The sequence below is a fragment of the uncultured Tenacibaculum sp. genome (genome assembly GCF_947504135.1).
Taxonomy (GTDB): domain Bacteria; phylum Bacteroidota; class Bacteroidia; order Flavobacteriales; family Flavobacteriaceae; genus Polaribacter.
Window position 1 is genome coordinate 563,158 of the sequence record NZ_CANNGG010000001.1, and the last position, 16,519, is coordinate 579,676.

Annotated in this window: 15 protein-coding genes; 7 read left to right on the forward strand and 8 right to left on the reverse strand. The window is 32.8% G+C overall.

The window, feature by feature from the left end:
* Positions 1–4,374: a DNA polymerase III subunit alpha gene (gene dnaE / locus Q0663_RS02660; RefSeq protein WP_299005882.1), complete on the reverse strand. Its 4,374-nt coding sequence runs from the start codon at positions 4,372–4,374 to the stop codon at positions 1–3.
* Positions 4,375–4,614: 240 nt separating this feature from the next.
* Here dnaE and Q0663_RS02665 point away from each other — a divergent pair, with 240 nt between their 5' ends.
* The 3 genes from Q0663_RS02665 to rimM all read left to right on the forward strand — a co-directional run bounded on the left by Q0663_RS02665 (position 4,615) and on the right by rimM (position 6,025).
* On the forward strand, positions 4,615–4,806 hold the full coding sequence (locus Q0663_RS02665; RefSeq protein ID WP_028891302.1) for a cold-shock protein: 192 nt from the start codon (positions 4,615–4,617) through the stop codon (positions 4,804–4,806).
* A gap of 171 nt (positions 4,807–4,977) precedes the next feature.
* Positions 4,978–5,481, forward strand: a complete 504-nt coding sequence (locus Q0663_RS02670) for a 30S ribosomal protein S16 (protein WP_299005896.1) — start codon at positions 4,978–4,980, stop codon at positions 5,479–5,481.
* A 16-nt stretch (positions 5,482–5,497) separates the two neighbouring features.
* A complete protein-coding gene (gene rimM / locus Q0663_RS02675; protein WP_299006331.1) occupies positions 5,498–6,025 on the forward strand; it encodes a ribosome maturation factor RimM in 528 nt (175 codons plus the stop codon).
* Between the two features lie 74 nt (positions 6,026–6,099).
* Here rimM and Q0663_RS02680 read toward each other — a convergent pair whose 3' ends face one another.
* Positions 6,100–6,333, reverse strand: coding sequence for a hypothetical protein (locus Q0663_RS02680; protein ID WP_299005900.1), 234 nt, complete (start codon positions 6,331–6,333; stop codon positions 6,100–6,102).
* 297 nt (positions 6,334–6,630) lie between these two features.
* The gene (locus Q0663_RS02685) at positions 6,631–7,134 is read right to left on the reverse strand and encodes a GNAT family N-acetyltransferase (protein ID WP_299005903.1); all 504 of its coding nucleotides are present in this window, start codon (positions 7,132–7,134) and stop codon (positions 6,631–6,633) included.
* Between the two features lie 51 nt (positions 7,135–7,185).
* Between Q0663_RS02685 and Q0663_RS02690 the strand changes: the two genes are divergently transcribed.
* Positions 7,186–7,776, forward strand: coding sequence for an alkylphosphonate utilization protein (locus Q0663_RS02690; protein ID WP_299005906.1), 591 nt, complete (start codon positions 7,186–7,188; stop codon positions 7,774–7,776).
* Between the two features lie 38 nt (positions 7,777–7,814).
* Here the strand turns inward: Q0663_RS02690 and Q0663_RS02695 are convergent, their stop codons facing one another.
* Positions 7,815–8,870, reverse strand: coding sequence for a nucleoid-associated protein (locus tag Q0663_RS02695; RefSeq protein WP_299005911.1), 1,056 nt, complete (start codon positions 8,868–8,870; stop codon positions 7,815–7,817).
* A 33-nt stretch (positions 8,871–8,903) separates the two neighbouring features.
* Complete coding sequence (locus Q0663_RS02700) at positions 8,904–9,503, reverse strand: ribonuclease HII (RefSeq protein WP_299005913.1); 600 nt, start codon at positions 9,501–9,503, stop codon at positions 8,904–8,906.
* A gap of 70 nt (positions 9,504–9,573) precedes the next feature.
* On the opposite strand from Q0663_RS02700, the gene Q0663_RS02705 reads away from it, so the two are divergent.
* On the forward strand, positions 9,574–11,535 hold the full coding sequence (locus Q0663_RS02705) for a putative porin (protein ID WP_299005915.1): 1,962 nt from the start codon (positions 9,574–9,576) through the stop codon (positions 11,533–11,535).
* Between the two features lie 4 nt (positions 11,536–11,539).
* A complete protein-coding gene (locus Q0663_RS02710; RefSeq protein WP_299005917.1) occupies positions 11,540–11,785 on the forward strand; it encodes a hypothetical protein in 246 nt (81 codons plus the stop codon).
* A gap of 59 nt (positions 11,786–11,844) precedes the next feature.
* Here Q0663_RS02710 and nhaC read toward each other — a convergent pair whose 3' ends face one another.
* Entirely contained in the window at positions 11,845–13,329 is a 1,485-nt protein-coding gene (gene nhaC, locus Q0663_RS02715; protein ID WP_299005920.1) for a Na+/H+ antiporter NhaC, read from the reverse strand.
* Positions 13,330–13,524: 195 nt separating this feature from the next.
* Positions 13,525–14,724, reverse strand: a complete 1,200-nt coding sequence (locus Q0663_RS02720) for an aminotransferase class I/II-fold pyridoxal phosphate-dependent enzyme (RefSeq protein WP_299005923.1) — start codon at positions 14,722–14,724, stop codon at positions 13,525–13,527.
* Between the two features lie 163 nt (positions 14,725–14,887).
* On the opposite strand from Q0663_RS02720, the gene Q0663_RS02725 reads away from it, so the two are divergent.
* A complete protein-coding gene (locus tag Q0663_RS02725) occupies positions 14,888–15,346 on the forward strand; it encodes an Lrp/AsnC family transcriptional regulator (RefSeq protein WP_047790281.1) in 459 nt (152 codons plus the stop codon).
* On the opposite strand, the gene Q0663_RS02730 is transcribed toward Q0663_RS02725, so the two are convergent.
* Entirely contained in the window at positions 15,341–16,441 is a 1,101-nt protein-coding gene (locus tag Q0663_RS02730; RefSeq protein ID WP_299005935.1) for a DUF4407 domain-containing protein, read from the reverse strand. The genes Q0663_RS02725 and Q0663_RS02730 overlap by 6 nt on opposite strands.
* Positions 16,442–16,519: the final 78 nt, after the last annotated feature.

The following is a 16,519-nucleotide window of genomic DNA, read 5'->3' on the forward strand; positions in this document are numbered from 1 at the left end:
TTAATTTAACTTGTAATTAATAAATTGCTCGTCTAAAGCCTTTAAAAATTCACTAGATACTTTAATCTTAGTTGTTCTACTCGGTAAGCTTAATTCTATTTTTTCTTCAGCATCCCAAATGGTAAAATATAAACTTTGTGAGCCTTTGTTAGTAGCAAACAAGTGTTGTAGCTCTTTTATAGTGTTGTCTTTTACTTCTTGTAGAGGAATTTTTATGGTGAGTTTTTTACACATTTTATCCATAATATCGTGTAATAGTAAAAACTCATTAAATCCAACTCTAGGTTCACCTTTCACACCTTCTTTATTAGTCCAACCAGGTTTGATCGTAGTTTTGATATATAGAAATGAATTTGGAACCAAAAAGTGTTTAAACTTTAAATAATCTTCACCAAAAATTCGGAATTCAAAACTATCGTTATAATCTTCCATTGTAAAAGCAGCCCATCCTTTACCTGCTTTTGATACACGATGCTGTACATCAGTAACAATTCCAGCAAAAGAAAGTCCTAAACCTTCATATTGAGCGATGTTTTTAAAATGTGCTAGAGAAGCGTTGCAAAACTTTAGTTCGTTTTTAAAATCATCAAGTGGATGTGCAGAAATATACATTCCTACTACTTCTTTTTCACGAGCTAATAATTCCATAGTTCCCCAAGTTTCACATTCAGGAATTAAAGGTTCAGGTAAATCAACATCCGAAGCTTCTCCAAATAAAGATACCTGAGATGAATTCTGATTTTCTTGAAACTTATTTCCAAAGCGAATAGCCTTTTCTAAAAAAGTTTGTCCTTTTTCATCTTTCACATAATACTGCGCTCTGTGAGTATCTGTGAAGGAATCAAAACCACCAGCTAATACTAAACCTTCAAAAGCTTTTTTGTTAGCAACACGTAAATCAACACGTTTTGCTACATCAAAAATAGAAGTGTAATGCCCATTTTCTTTGCGTTCGTCAATAATTGCTTTAACAGCAGAACCACCTACACCTTTAATTGCCGCCATACCAAAACGAACAGCACCATCTTTATTTACAGAGAATTTAGCATACGATTCATTTACATCAGGGCCTAGTACCTCTAACCCCATGCGTTTACATTCCTCCATAAAAAACGAAACCGTTTTAATGTCATTCATGTTGTTGGAAAGTACTGCTGCCATGTATTCGGCAGGGTAGTGGGCTTTTAAATAAGCTGTTTGATAAGCAATCCAAGCATAACAAGTAGAGTGCGATTTGTTAAAGGCATAGGATGCGAAAGCCTCCCAATCTTTCCAAATTTTCTCTAGGGCTTTTTCATCATGACCATTGGCCTTTGCTTGATTCACAAACTTAGGTTTCATTTTCGCTAGTACCGCAGCTTGCTTTTTACCCATTGCTTTACGGAGTACATCAGCCTCACCTTTGGTAAAATCAGCTAACTTTTGCGAAAGTAACATTACTTGCTCCTGATATACTGTAATTCCGTAGGTCTCTGCTAAATATTCTTCCATGGCAGGAAGGTCGTACTGAATTTCTTCATCCCCATGTTTTCTTCTAATAAAAGAAGGAATATATTCTAAAGGACCTGGACGATAGAGGGCGTTCATTGCAATTAAGTCAGCAAAAACAGTAGGTTTTAACTCACGCATATACTTTTGCATTCCAGGAGATTCGTATTGGAATATACCTACCGTTTCTCCTCGTTGGAAAAGTGCATAAGTTTCTTCATCATCAATAGGGAAATTTTCAGGGTCAAGCTCTACACCATGGCGTGCTTTTACAATTTTTACTGTATCCTTGATTAGGGTTAATGTTTTTAACCCCAAAAAATCCATTTTTAATAATCCTGCACTTTCTACTACCGAGTTGTCAAACTGGGTAACATACATGTCGGAATCTTTGGCAACAGATACCGGTACGAATTTGGTAATATCATCAGGAGTAATAATTACCCCACAAGCGTGAATTCCAGTATTACGAACTGAACCTTCTAAAATTCTAGCTTTGTTAATGGTTTCTGCTTCCAGACCATTACCATTGGCAATAGCTTTTAGCTCATTTACCATTTCTATTTCTTCAGAACGAAGCTTTTCTTTTAATCCTTTCTCATCTAAAGAAAAGATTTTTTTCAATTTCATTCCTGGAATTAACTTAGCAATTCTATCGGCTTCAAATAGAGGTAAGTCAAGTACACGAGCGGTATCACGTACAGATGATTTAGCTGCCATGGTACCATAGGTAATAATTTGTGCTACTTGATTAGCACCATATTTTTCAATTACATAATCCATTACGCGGCTACGACCTTCATCGTCAAAGTCGATATCAATATCGGGCATCGATACACGTTCAGGGTTTAAGAAACGCTCAAAAAGTAAGTCGTACTGGATAGGGTCTATATTAGTAATCCACAAACAATAAGCAACTACCGAACCAGCTGCAGAACCACGTCCTGGACCTACTGATACATCCATGTTTCGTGCTTCTCGAATAAAATCTTCTACAATTAAGAAATATCCAGGGTATCCTGTTTTGGCAATTACATCCAGCTCAAAATCTAAACGTTCTCGGATTTTATCGGTAATTTCTCCATAACGTTTTTTGGCTCCTTCATAGGTCAAATGACGTAAAAAATTATTTTCACCTCTTTTTCCTCCATCTTCAAGATCTTTTTCATCTCTAAACTCTTCTGGAATATCAAAAGCAGGTAATAATACATCACGAGCTAAGCCAAAAGGTTCTATTTTATCTACAATTTCTTGAATGTTAATAATAGCCTCAGGTAAATCAGCAAAGAGTTTTTTCATCTCTTCAGTAGATTTAAAGTAGTATTCGTCGTTAGGTAAACCATAACGATAGCCTCTTCCTCGACCTTTAGGAGTAGCTTGTTTTTCACCATCTTTTACACACAATAAAATATCGTGAGCATTGGCGTCTTCTTTATCTAAGTAAAAAGTATTGTTCGTAGCAACAATTTTAATATCATGCTTTTTAGAGAATGAAAGTAGAGTTTCGTTCACAACTCTTTCATCTTCTTGTCCGTGACGCATCAATTCGATATATAAATCTTCTCCGAATTGTTCTTTCCACCAAAGTAAAGCTTCTTCTGCTTGAGCTTCACCTACATTTAATATTTTACTAGGAACTTCACCATATAAATTTCCTGTTAATACAATTACATCTTCTTTGTATTGCTCAATAACTTTTTTGTCGATTCTTGGAACATAGTAAAAACCATCCACGAAAGCAATGGAAGACATTTTTGCTAAATTGTGGTATCCCTTTTTATTTTTAGCAAGTAAAACGACTTGATATCCATTGTCTTTTTGACTTTTATTGGTATGGTCTTCACAAACATTAAACTCACAACCTACGATAGGTTTTAAAACACTTTGTGTAGGTTCTTCTCCTTTTTCTAAGGCTTCTTTATTAGCTGCTTCAGCTGCTTTGTTGTGTCCTAATACAGCCTGTACAAAATGGAAAGCAGCCATCATGTTACCAGTATCGGTCATGGCAACTGCAGACATATTGTCCTTAGCAGCAGCATTTACAATATTACCAATTTGAATGGTAGATTGTAAAACAGAATACTGTGTATGGTTGTGTAAGTGGGCAAACTTAACACTTTCAAGCTCTGCTAATCCTTCTGCGGTAGAAATTGTATTAGCTTCTTCAGTTTCAGATGACTTTCTTTTGCGTATTTTTTCACTTTCCTTTTTAAGGTTTAAGTGCTTAAGTCCGATTACCTGTATTGGGTTCGGATTTGCTTCTGTATAACGTTGAAAATAATCAGAAGGAACGTCTAACTGTTCTTCTGTATACTGACGTAAACGAATTAATTCTAAGAAACACCTTGTAGTTGATTCTACATCGGCAGTAGCGTTATGTGCTTCTCCAAAACCTGTTCCGAATAAATGATTGTGTAATTCGGTAAGAGTTGGAAGTTTAAACTTTCCTCCACGACCACCAGGAATTTGACATAATTGTGCCGTATGCTCGGTACAAGTATCCAAAACAGGTAATTCTGTTAAATTGTTTTCAACACCTAAACGATGAAACTCACACCCCATAATGTTGACATCAAAACCAACATTTTGACCAACAATAAACTTCGTTTTTTGTAATGCATTGTTGAATAGTTCTAACCCTTCACTCAACTGAATTCCTTGCTCAATAGCTAAATCAGTAGAAATTCCGTGAATACGTTCTGCATCGTACGGAATATTGAATCCGTCAGGTTGTATTAAGAAATCGTTATGTTCAATTAAATTTCCTAACTCATCATGTAATTGCCATGCAATTTGTATGGCTCTGGGCCAGTTATCGGTATCGGTTATTGGAGCATTCCAGCTTTTAGGTAATCCAGTAGTTTCGGTATCGAAAATTAAATACATGGGCAAAAGATAATTACTTGAAGTGTTTTGGATAAAACAAAGTGTAAAAATACGAAGAATTTACATTGTTATTAAGAGAAGTTATTAACGAGTGTTTTTACTTAATGTAAAGGCTTGAATAGCTGATTGTAATCAGTAAATAGATGTTAAGTGTAGGTTAATTTTAAAATAAAAATAAAAAAAGTGATTGATAATCAATTAATAAGATTACATTTGTACTTTAATATAATATTTTTTACAATGAAAGAAGGAACAGTAAAGTTCTTCAATGAATCTAAAGGTTTTGGATTTATTACAGAGTCAGGATCAAACACAGAACATTTTGTACACGTATCAGGTTTAATCGATGAGATTAGAGAAGGTGATACTGTTGAGTTTGAACTTAAAGAAGGAAAAAAAGGATTAAACGCAGTTAGCGTTAGAGTATTATAATATACCTCACAATTTATTTTTCTTAAGAGCCTGTTTAACAGGCTCTTTTTTATTGTAATAAAGTTGTTTTTTTACTTTTAATTGAAAAATATTTTATAATTTTGCGCCCACTTATTACGAGATAATAAGATTTATTAATAACCAAGGTCGCGAACCTTAAAAATTAAAATTATGCCTGTAAAAATTAGATTACAAAGACACGGTAAAAAAGGAAAACCATTTTATTGGGTAGTAGCTGCTGATTCAAGAGCTAAAAGAGACGGTCGTTTCTTAGAAAAAATCGGAACTTACAATCCAAATACTAATCCTGCAACTATCGACTTAGATGTTGACGGAGCTGTAAAGTGGTTACAAAATGGTGCTCAACCAACCGATACTGCTAGAGCAATCTTATCTTATAAAGGAGCTTTATTAAAGAATCACTTAGCTGGAGGAGTAAAAAAAGGAGCTTTAACTGAAGAGCAAGCAGAAGCTAAATTTACTGCTTGGTTAGAAGAAAAAGCCGCTAAAGTTGCTGGTAAAACAGAAGGTTTAGCAAAAGCTGAAGCAGAAGCTAAAGCAAAAGCTTTAGAGGCTGAAAAAGCTGTAAACGAAGCACGTATAGCTGCTGCAACTCCTGCTGTAGAAGATAGCGAGGATGTTGTTGCTGAAACAGGTGCTGATAGCGAAGAATAAAAACTGTACTACGATGATGCAAAAAGAAGATTGCTTTTATCTTGGCAAAATCGTTAAAAAACATAGTTTTAAGGGTGAGGTAGTTATTAAGTTAGATACTGATGAACCCGATCTTTACGAAAATTTGGAATCAGTTTTTGTCGAATTAGGCAATAATCTGATTCCTTTTTTTATTGAAAAATCTACCCTAAGTAAAGGAACTATGTTTAGAGTAAAATTTGAGGATGTAGATACCGAAGCAGATGCCGAAGCTATTTTACGTTCTGAAGTTTATTTACCATTAGACTTACTCCCTAAATTATCAGGTGATAAATTTTATTATCATGAAGTAATAGGCTTTAGGGTTGTTGATACTACTTTTGGAGAGGTAGGAAACATAGTAAGTATTAATGATTCTTCTGCACAACCCTTATTTGAAATTGATAGAGAGGGAAAAGAAGTTTTTATTCCTATGATTGATGACTTTATTAAAAAAGTAGATAGAGAAAATCAAGTAATAGAGGTGAATACTCCTGAAGGATTAATTGAGTTGTATTTAGGATAAGAGAAGATAATTTTATAGAATAAACAAAAAACGGAAGGAATTGATCCTTCCGTTTTTTATTTAAAGCTGTTAATTTAAACAGCTTCTTTTACAACTTTTAATTTATAGTGTTTTTTGTTTATCTCTTTTGCAATTAAGTCCTTTGTTCTAATTACATCGGTTATTTGAAGATTTCTACCGTTAAAATTTCTTTTAACAATAACTCTTTCTAGCCAATACAATTCTCCTTTAAAAAGTAAAGGGAAGAATAAAAAGCGGCTTACTTTTCTTTTTATCCTTTTTTGAGAGGGTTTTAGATTAATTTTCATTTCCTTTTGTTTAATTATGTAAAATTTTTACGTGTAATACAACAAGAAAATTCAGTTCTTTTTTTTGAAAAGAATTAGATATTTAGGGGTAGGGGAATGCTGTCGAAGCGAAAATATTAATAACGCTTTGTTAAAGCAGTGTGAAAATAGGTAAAATTTTACGGATAAGAGTACAGAATCGTCCAGAATATTATGAAGTGTGTTTTTAAAATATACACATCTGTCTATTAGTTGTTTAATTTGTTTTTTTGAAGTTTGTTTTTGAGGGAAAATAAGAAGTCTGGATGATTTCGGACTCTAAAAAACATATTCAAACACGCAGTCTTCTCCGCTTTCAAAAACCTGTTGCATTCCTAGGTAATTAAAACCTAAGTTTTTTAGCAGTTTTTGAGATTTTTCATTTTTAGGCATGGTTAAAGCCAATACTTTTTCTTGTTTGAATTTAGTACGAACGTATTCTATAATCAATTTTGTAGCTTCAGTAGCATAACCTTTACCTCTTCCTTCAGGTAAAAAAGCATATCCAATATCAATAAAATCTAATTTGTCTCTTTGTAGTGCCGTTGATGCTCCAATAGGTCTGTTGGTTTCTTTTAAAAGAACCGTAAAAAAACCTAATCCACCTAATTTTGAATTTTTAAATAAAATGCCCTTTAAATAGACTTCTGTTTCTTCAATAGATTTTAAATTTTTATCACCAATAAATTGGATCCAATCAGGGTCGTTGAATAACTCGAAATAAAAAGGTGCATCACTCACCAGAGCATCTCGTATGATTAATCGTTCGCTTTCTAATAACATAGCCTAAATATAAATTAAAAATGTACTTTTGCGAAGCAAAAAAAGAATAAAATGAGTTTATTACAAGAATTACAAGATAGAAGCGGAAATCAATGCGAGTTGTGCGGATCAAAAAGCGATTTGTCAATATATGAAGTACCACCAATTTCTACTGGTGGAGTAGATGGTAGTTTACTGGCTTGTAGCACTTGTATTGAGCAAATTGAAGACACAGATAAAACAGATGTTAATCACTGGCGTTGTTTAAACGATAGTATGTGGAGTGAGTTTAGAGCGGTAAAAGTTGTAGCTTGGAGAATGTTACATCGTGTTAAAAAGGATGGGTGGTCACAAGACTTATTGGATATGATGTATTTAGAAGATGAAGAATTACGTTTTGCTGAAGCTACAGGTGAGCATTTAGATGAGAGTGAAAAAATAATTCATAGAGATGTAAACGGGGCTATTTTACAAGCGGGGGATAATGTAGTATTGATTAAAGACTTAAAGGTGAAAGGTTCTAGTATGGTAGCTAAGCAAGGAACCGCTGTGCGTAGAATTTCGTTAGATCCTGAAAATGCTAAATATATTGAAGGTAAAGTGGGGGCTACTCAAATAGTAATTATTACCGATTACGTCAAGAAAATGGCGGAGAAGGAGTAATATTAAAATAAAAAAGCTGAGAATTAACTCAGCTTTTTTTATTTTTCAGTATTATAATACACTTTATAAAACTTCATTTTCTTATCTTCATCATACCCTTGTTCTAAGTATTCAGCAGAAGCATCAGGAGCATCAACATCAATTTTAATTTGAATATTGGTATCTAATTTAATTTCTGTTTTAAACTTACTTTTTTCCTTTTTTAAAACTACATCAGATACTTCAAAGTTATTGCGAATTAATACATCGTTTAACTTTTCAAAGTGCTGTTTGTAGTCTTCAAAAAGATCTTTATGCTTGTCTTCTTCAAAAACTTCATCTTTGAAACCGTGATAGTCTACGCTTTCATGCTCTTTAAAATAATCAACAGTATTAGCTAAGAAGTTACTTTGCTCTTGTTTTCCTAATTCAGGTTTTAAAACTTCTTCAGAAAACTCTTTACACATTTCTAGATAGTTCTGAGTGTGTAAATTACGATCATCAGCATACTTTACACTTAAAAAGTTTTTAATCCAGTATTGCGCATCGTATTGGTTATTGTCTACCGATAAAACTACGGTTCCTTCTGTATCAGAAGAGTTTAAAATTAAACAACCCTTATCCAATCTTTTTGTTGAGATTCCTTTTTGAACTACCACATCAAAACTATCATCATCTAAATAGGTCTGAAAGAAATCTACTTTACTTTCAATTTTAAAAACCCCAACAGCTTCGGTTAAAACATCTTTATATTCGATACCTTCAAAATAAGCAACAATAACATCACCCGTTTTAATATTGGCAGAATTTGATTGCTCGTATAAGTGATTAACAATGTTTTTAGAATGTTCAATAAAAACCTCATTACTATCATCTTCAAAAATATCAGAACAATATTTATTGATTTCGTTTAGGCGAACATCAGCATGATGACTAAAACGATAACTTTGCGTAACAGCCCCGAAAGGTTTTAATAAAAAAGGAAGTAATAACTCGTAGCTTTCTTCATCAAAACGAACTAAACTTTCTGAAAAAGCATTTTGTCCGCTATTGTATTTGTTAGCTACTTTGTGAATAATACACTTATTTATTTCGGTACGAGTTCTTTTAATCATCTTCTAAAAAATTGGAAGACAAAAATAGAAAAATTAAAGTTTCAATTTTAATTGTTCTGGTAACAATTTAAATGATTTTCGGTGGTAGTGAGTTGCACCAAATTGAAGAATAGCTTCGCGGTGTTCTTTAGTAGGATATCCTTTGTTTTTTTGCCAGTTATATTGAGGGAATTCTTGATGAATTTTCTCCATATACTCATCACGATAGGTTTTTGCAAGTACAGAGGCAGCTGCTATACTCATGAATTTAGCGTCTCCTTTTACAATGGTTTGATGAGGTGTTTCTTTAAAAGGTTTGAATTTGTTTCCGTCAACAATAATAAATTCAGGTTGAATAGACAATTGTTCTATTGAACGATGCATTCCAGTAATAGATGCTTGTAAAACGTTTAGTTCATCAACCTCTTCTTGATGTATAAATGAAACTCCATAAGCAAGCGCATGCTCTTCAATATATGGTCGAAGTTTTTGTCGTTTTTTTTCTGAAATTTGTTTAGAGTCGTTTAATAGCTCATGTTGAAAATTATTAGGTAAAATAACCGCAGCAGCTACAACAGGTCCTGATAAACAGCCCCTACCAGCTTCATCTGTTCCTGCTTCTAATTCATAACCGCTATAATTTAATTGCAACATGCTACAAATTAACAGATTTCAAAGAAATTAATGGTGATTTTTGTCGTTAAATTATTTTACTTTTGTTGCTATGAAGAAAAATTTCTTAGTATTTTTTTGTTTGATAAGTGTTCAGGTAATTTTTGCCCAAATAAGAACAATTGATGGAGGCTTTGGAAGAGGTAGAGGAGGACTTAATCAAAATATGGATTCACTACCTGATAATGAAATAAACGTAAAACTTAGTGGAAAAACTAAGTATACTGACTATAAGATTATATCACACAAGAATGATACTACAATTGTAGACACCACATTAACAATTCAAAAAGAGTACAAGTTCAATTTCTTAAGAAAGGATAATTTTGAATTATTGGCTTTTCATAATCAAGGGCAAACTTTTAACAATTTAGGGTACGATTTTACGAATATCTCACGATTTCCAGATATAGGTTTTAGAGCAAAAATGTTCAATTATTTTGATATTGAAGATGTGAATTATTATCATGTGCCTACGCCAACTTCTGAAATAATGTATCGTACAGGTTTGGAACAAGGGCAGGTTGTAGACGCATTATTTACTACAAATTTTTCTAAACGATTTAACGTAGCGATAGCTTATAAGGGGTTGCGTTCTTTGGGTAAATACAGGAATTCTTTAGCAAGTACAGGGAATTTTAGAGTAAGCTTTAGCTATGAAACTCCTAAAGGACAATATGCGATAAAAGGGCATGCTGTAAATCAAGATTTTTTTAATCAGGAAAGTGGAGGGTTAACAGAAACATCTTTAGCTGCTTTTATAAACGATGATCCTAACTTTAGTACTAACAGAGGTAGGATGGATGTTGTTTTAAATAATGCAGAAAACAACTTAGATGCAAAACGTTTGTATTTTGAACATACCTTTAAATTACTTTCATCGAAAGATAGTGTAACCCAAAGAGATTTTTCAAATTTAAAATTAGGGCATTCATTTACGAGAGATTCTAAATTCTATCGTTTCAATCAAGGAACAGCGACACCTGACGTATTTGGTGACGTCAATATTTCTAGCGGAATAAGTAACAAGACGAAATATTTACTGTATAACAATCAATTATTTTTAGACTTTAACTCTAAGTATGTTTTAGGGAAGTTTCGAGTTAAAACAGGAATAACTTCATATAGCTACGGATACGAAAACTTGCAAAACAACACGGTTGGAATTACTAAGAACAAATTAATAGGAGATGCTGTTTCGTTTGGAGCGGATTGGAATGGACGTATAGGAAACTTTCACGTAAATGCTTCCGGAAGTCTTACTCCGGGAAGCGGACGTTTATCAGGAAATCAATTTTCAGGAGAAGCTTTTTATAAGAAAGATAGTGTGTTTACCGTAAAAGGTAGGTTAGGAATTAGTAACAAATCGCCTAATTTTAATTTCTTATTACATCAAAGTAGTTATGATGACTATAATTGGGAAAACAATTTTTCTCAAATAGGAATTCATAGTTTAGGAGGTGTACTTGATTCTAAATGGGGAAATGCTTCGTTAGATATTACTAATATTAGTAATTATACCTATTTTGATGAAAATGGACAGCCACAACAATTTTCAGGAGATGTTAATTATTTAAAAGCGAAAGCTTCTAAAGAGTTTACTTTTGGAAAGTTTGCTTTAGATAATACTCTAATGTATCAAAAAGTAGCAAGTGGGAATAGTGTTTTTAGAGTTCCAGAATTTGTTACACGTAACACATTTTACTATACTGATGAATGGTTTAAAGGGAAACCTTTGTTAGTGCAAATAGGAGCTACATTTAAATATTTTTCAGAATATAAAGCAAATGCTTACAATCCTTTGTTAGCAGAATTTACTTTGCAAAACGATACAGAAATAGGTTACCCAACAGTTGATTTATTTTTTAATGCACGTGTAAGAAGAACTCGAATTTATTTTAAAGCAGATAATATTAGTTCTTTTGCGTTTAAAAAGAATTATTTTTCAGCACCAAACTATCCGTATAGAGATTTTGTAATTCGTTTTGGAGTGGTTTGGAATTGGTTTATTTAATAATATGAAACAAAAATTACGACAAAATTGGAAGCTATTTTTAATAGTAAGTTTAACTCTAGGTTTAGCGCCTTTTAAACCACCTCATATTGTAGGAAAGCTTCAATGGATTGCTGGAGGAAATGCTTTTTCTGGAGAGCACGCGATGCAATTCATGGATTGGTTTGATGTGTTTTTACACGGAACTCCATGGGTACTTTTAATAGTTTCTACGATCCTAAATCTTTTAACATTAAAGTCTAAGAATTAATAGGAATACTATTTTCTTATCAAAAAAAACCTCACTTTTTTAAAGTGAGGTTTTGTGTATTATTTAGATATAAGTTGTTTTATTTTAATTCTGAAAGCTGCATATATTAATGTGGTAAATGGGCTCAACCAGTTAAACATAGCATAGAAAGCATAATCTATAACAGGAACTCCTAATACCCCCGAGTGATAAGCCCCACAAGTGTTCCATGGAATTAAAACAGAAGTTACTGTACCAGAGTCTTCCAGTGTTCTACTTAAGTTTTCAGGAGCTAAACCTTTATCTCTATAGGCTTGAGCATACATTTTTCCTGGAACGACAATTGCTAAGTACTGATCAGACGCTGTAAAGTTTAATCCAATACAAGTAGCAACCGTGCTAGCAAATAAACCAAATACAGAGTCAAATAAACTCAACATAAAGCTACTAATTTTAGCTAGGGCGCCAATAGCATCCATCACTCCACCAAAAACCATTGCTAATAAAATTAACCATACAGTTCCAAGCATTTTTTTCATTCCTCCTGCTGTAAATAAATCTTTTAAAACTTCATTTTCTGTAGCGACAGAAGTTTCAACAGTAATAGCTTGCATTATTCCTTTATATGAAGCTTCAAAGTTTAACTTTTCAACACCAGCAACTTGTGCTACTACATGTGGTTGAAAGATTAAAGCAAAGACCCCACCTAGAATTGTGCCCGCCAAAAGAGCAATTAAAGGAGGTGTTTTTTTAATAATTAAAATAATAACCAATACAGGTACTATAAATAGCCAGGGTGTGATATTGAAAGCTTTGTTAATATCAATAAGCATTTTTTGTGTATTAGCATCGCCTGTAGTTGTTTGTGTAAAACCAAGTATGATAAAAAATATGATAGTCACAATAAATGTGGGTACAGTAGTATAAGTCATATACCTTATGTGTGTAAACAGATCAGTTCCTGCCATGGCAGGGGCTAGGTTGGTTGTATCAGACATTGGAGACATTTTATCACCAAAATAAGCTCCTGATAAAACAGCACCTGCGGTCATTCCTAAAGAAATTCCTAAAGCTTCTCCAATACCTATTAAAGCAATACCTACAGTAGCTGAGGTTGTCCAAGAACTACCTGTTGAAATAGAAATCACCGCAGAAATGATTAAACATGCTACTAAAAATATCGTCGGATTTAAAATTTGAAGTCCGTAATAAATCATTGAAGGAATAATACCGCTAATAAGCCATGTTCCTGCCAAGGATCCTACCATTAAGAGTATTAAAATGGCTCCTGCGGTAGATTTAATGTTCTCGGCAACTTCTTCTATCATTCTCTCATAAGAAACCTTATTTTTAAAACCTACAATTGCCGCTACAGCTCCACCTAATAATAAAATAAATTGATTACTTCCGCTTAGAGCATCATCACCAAAAACATATACATTGTATGCTAACATTCCAATCAGAGCAAAAACAGGAATCAGCGCTTCCCAAATAGTCAATTCTTTATTTTGGATTATTTTTTGATCTTCAATTTTAATTTCTGAAAGGTTTTTATCGTCTTGCATGTGTAGTTTTTTTCGGCTTGTAATGTTACGATTTTGAATAGAATTACACAAATCGAATCAGTTAATGACTTTCTTTAAGAAAAATTGAAAAGAAATGATAGATAAACAAAAATGTCACTTTAAACAATGTAAAAGAAATCAATAGTTTTTTACACTGTTTAAAATGACAAGTTTTAAAATATAAAATAGAGGTTTTTACAGTACACCAACCTCTTTCATACATTCTTTCATCATTTGATAGGTGCGTTCTATATCGTTATCTAAACCAATTGAAAAACGAATTAATCCATCGGTTAATCCCATTTCTTTTTGCTCTTCTAAAGGAATTTCTGATGAAGTTGAAGTACCTGGAGCCGAGAATAACGTTTTATAAAAACCTAGACTTACTGCTAAATATCCTAAGTTTCTATCTTGCATTAGCTCCATTAAAGCATTGGCTTTTTCTAAAGAACCAGCATCAATAGTTAACATGCCTCCAAATCCGTATTCTTCATTCATCATGGATTTAAAAACTTCATGTGAAGGGTGTGATCTCAATCCCGGATATACAGTTTTTAATCCGTCGGCTTCAAATTTCTCAGCTAAATAACTAGCGTTTTTACTGTGTTGCTTTACTCGTATGTGTAAGGTTCTCATGTTTTTTAAGATCGAAGCGGCTCGCATAGAGTCCATAGAAGCCCCTAATAGCATACTTGCGCCATCAATAACGCTTTTTTGTGAATTGATAAAATCTGTAGTTCCACAAACAACGCCGCCCATAGTATCAGAAGAACCGTTGATGAATTTTGTTAAACTATGCACTACAATATCAGCACCTAATTGAGCTGGAGAGATTGATAACGGAGAAAATGTATTATCAACAACCAACTGTAAATTATGTTTTTTTGCAATTGTGGCTAATGCTTTGATATCTGCTACCTCTAAAAGCGGGTTGCTCACAGTTTCGCAGTAAATCATTTTAGTATTTTTGTTAATAGCAGCTTCAACGATGTCTAGTTTTGTGATATCTACAAATGAGGTTTCAATTCCCATTTTAGGAGTGAAATTCTTCAAAAAAGCATAGGTTCCGCCATAAATAGTTCTACTAGAAACTATATGATCGCCCGCACCGCAAATTTGCAAAATGGTTGGTGTAATAGCTCCCATACCCGTAGCAGCAACATTGGCTGTTTCTGTTCCTTCCATAGCAGCAAGAGCTTCTGCTAAATATAAGTTTGAAGGAGAAGAGTGACGAGAATATAAATAGCAACCGTCTGTGTTTCCTTCAAAAGTATCAAACATTGTTTTTGCAGATAAAAATGTATACGTTGAAGAGTCAGAAATAGAAGGGTTAACACCCCCGAATTCTCCAAAGTACTGTAGATCTTGTATGTTGTTTGCAGGTTTAAATTTCATATCGATTAAAGTTAATTATTAGTAGACTACTAAGTTCTGTTTTAGTTGTTTAAAAATCAATACAAAGCGGTTTTTGTAGAAAATCACACTAATTTTACGTTTGTATTTAGTTTTTTATTAGTTTGTGTTCAGATAAGTTGTAATAAAATAGATTTTTTTTCAGATGAAGTTAGATAATATAGATAAGAAGTTATTAGGGTTACTTCAAACAGATAGTAAACAAACAACAAAACAGTTATCATTGCAATTAGGCCTTTCTGTAACAGCTGTTTATGAGAGAATAAAGAAGTTGGAAAAAGAGAAGGTCATTAAACAGTATGTTGCGTTGCTAAATAAAAACAAAATAGAAAAATCATTTTTAGTTTTTTGTCATATAAAGTTAGAGAAACATAACAAAGATTATATAGCTCTTTTTGAGCGTGAAATTAAAAAATTAGAAGAAGTAACAGAGTGTTTTCATGTAAGTGGAGATTATGATTATGTGTTAAAAATTTATGTGAAAGATATGGATGCTTATAGAGAGTTTATGATTAATAAAATTACTGCATTAAAACATGTTGGAAGTACTCACAGTATTTTTACAATAGGTGAGGTTAAAAACTCAATAGCAATAGCTTTATAAAATATTTTGTTGATTTTTATAAAAAGAATCAGCCTGTAGCTTCATAAGGTTACGAGCCATCTTTTGTTTATAATTGTAGAGTTCTTCTTCTGTTTTTAAATCAGAGTATATTTTGTTGTTGAGGTTTATATCAGTGTGTAAAATAGCTTCTCGTTGATGAACTTGTTGTTGAATCCAAGTTTTAACTTGAGATTCATGGTTTTCCAATTTATAATCGTATTCACTTTTTGAGCTGATAAGTTTCGCAAAAATAGGGGCGGTCTCGATTGCTAAAAACAACAAGAATATAAAGAAAGAAGGTAGCCAAGGTAATTTGTTTAAGGCATTAACGCGAGCCATTAACCCATCAAAATTGGAAATAATAGGTTGGGTTTGTGTTTCTTTTAATTTCTGATTTTCCAGTAAACTGGCTATGGTAGCTTCTTTCTGCTGAATCTTGTTAGTGTTTTCAGTTTTTAACAGATTCAATTCAGCAAGAGCAGCATCGTGTTTGTCTCTTTTTTCTTTATAAACAGGACCTTTGCCAATAAGTTTCGTGCCTTTTCTTCCTTCTGCTTCGGCAATATAGGTTTCGTATAGTGTATTTACTTCATTTTCTTTAGTGGTAATTTCCTCTTTTAAAGAAGTGATTTCAGCATTGATTTTCTCGATTTCAGGAGTAAATTGTTGTGCAATTTGAGTTTTGTTATCTAATGTCATCTGATTTTTTTCAGTCAGCAACACTTGGTTGATTTCTTTTTCAAAAATTTTTAATTCCAAAGGTTTAGAAATTACTACAGCAATAATCATTGCTAACAATAATCTTGGAAGCACCTGTATAAGTTCTTTTCGTTTAGATTCACTTTTTTTTATGGTAGAAACAATAAATCTATCTAAATTAAAAATGAGCAGTCCCCAAATAATTCCGAAGAAAATAGCTGTATAAATATTGTCAAAAACTGTAAATAAAGCATAGGCAGAAGCAATGGTAGCCATTAAAGCAGTGAAGAAAACGGTAGCACCAATACCCGCATATTTATTTTGCTCTCCGTTGGCACATTTTTCAAGCAAGACTAAATCTACCCCCGAACAAAGAAGGAAAAATCGTTTTAACATAGGGTAAGCTTATAATTTAATAACGAGTAGTTTAAGGTTTTGTTACAAAAAAAGCCTCTTTTAAGAGGCTTTTAACAA

What these genes read in the sequence shown, in the direction of transcription:
- dnaE (WP_299005882.1), bottom strand. Translation starts at nt 4,374, where the DNA reads ATGTATTTAATTTTCGATACCGAAACTACTGGATTACCTAAAAGCTGG.
- Q0663_RS02665 (WP_028891302.1), top strand. Translation starts at nt 4,615, where the DNA reads ATGAAAGAAGGAACAGTAAAGTTCTTCAATGAATCTAAAGGTTTTGGA.
- Q0663_RS02670 (WP_299005896.1), top strand. Translation starts at nt 4,978, where the DNA reads ATGCCTGTAAAAATTAGATTACAAAGACACGGTAAAAAAGGAAAACCA.
- rimM (WP_299006331.1), top strand. Translation starts at nt 5,498, where the DNA reads ATGCAAAAAGAAGATTGCTTTTATCTTGGCAAAATCGTTAAAAAACAT.
- Q0663_RS02680 (WP_299005900.1), bottom strand. Translation starts at nt 6,333, where the DNA reads ATGAAAATTAATCTAAAACCCTCTCAAAAAAGGATAAAAAGAAAAGTA.
- Q0663_RS02685 (WP_299005903.1), bottom strand. Translation starts at nt 7,134, where the DNA reads ATGTTATTAGAAAGCGAACGATTAATCATACGAGATGCTCTGGTGAGT.
- Q0663_RS02690 (WP_299005906.1), top strand. Translation starts at nt 7,186, where the DNA reads ATGAGTTTATTACAAGAATTACAAGATAGAAGCGGAAATCAATGCGAG.
- Q0663_RS02695 (WP_299005911.1), bottom strand. Translation starts at nt 8,870, where the DNA reads ATGATTAAAAGAACTCGTACCGAAATAAATAAGTGTATTATTCACAAA.
- Q0663_RS02700 (WP_299005913.1), bottom strand. Translation starts at nt 9,503, where the DNA reads ATGTTGCAATTAAATTATAGCGGTTATGAATTAGAAGCAGGAACAGAT.
- Q0663_RS02705 (WP_299005915.1), top strand. Translation starts at nt 9,574, where the DNA reads ATGAAGAAAAATTTCTTAGTATTTTTTTGTTTGATAAGTGTTCAGGTA.
- Q0663_RS02710 (WP_299005917.1), top strand. Translation starts at nt 11,540, where the DNA reads ATGAAACAAAAATTACGACAAAATTGGAAGCTATTTTTAATAGTAAGT.
- nhaC (WP_299005920.1), bottom strand. Translation starts at nt 13,329, where the DNA reads ATGCAAGACGATAAAAACCTTTCAGAAATTAAAATTGAAGATCAAAAA.
- Q0663_RS02720 (WP_299005923.1), bottom strand. Translation starts at nt 14,724, where the DNA reads ATGAAATTTAAACCTGCAAACAACATACAAGATCTACAGTACTTTGGA.
- Q0663_RS02725 (WP_047790281.1), top strand. Translation starts at nt 14,888, where the DNA reads ATGAAGTTAGATAATATAGATAAGAAGTTATTAGGGTTACTTCAAACA.
- Q0663_RS02730 (WP_299005935.1), bottom strand. Translation starts at nt 16,441, where the DNA reads ATGTTAAAACGATTTTTCCTTCTTTGTTCGGGGGTAGATTTAGTCTTG.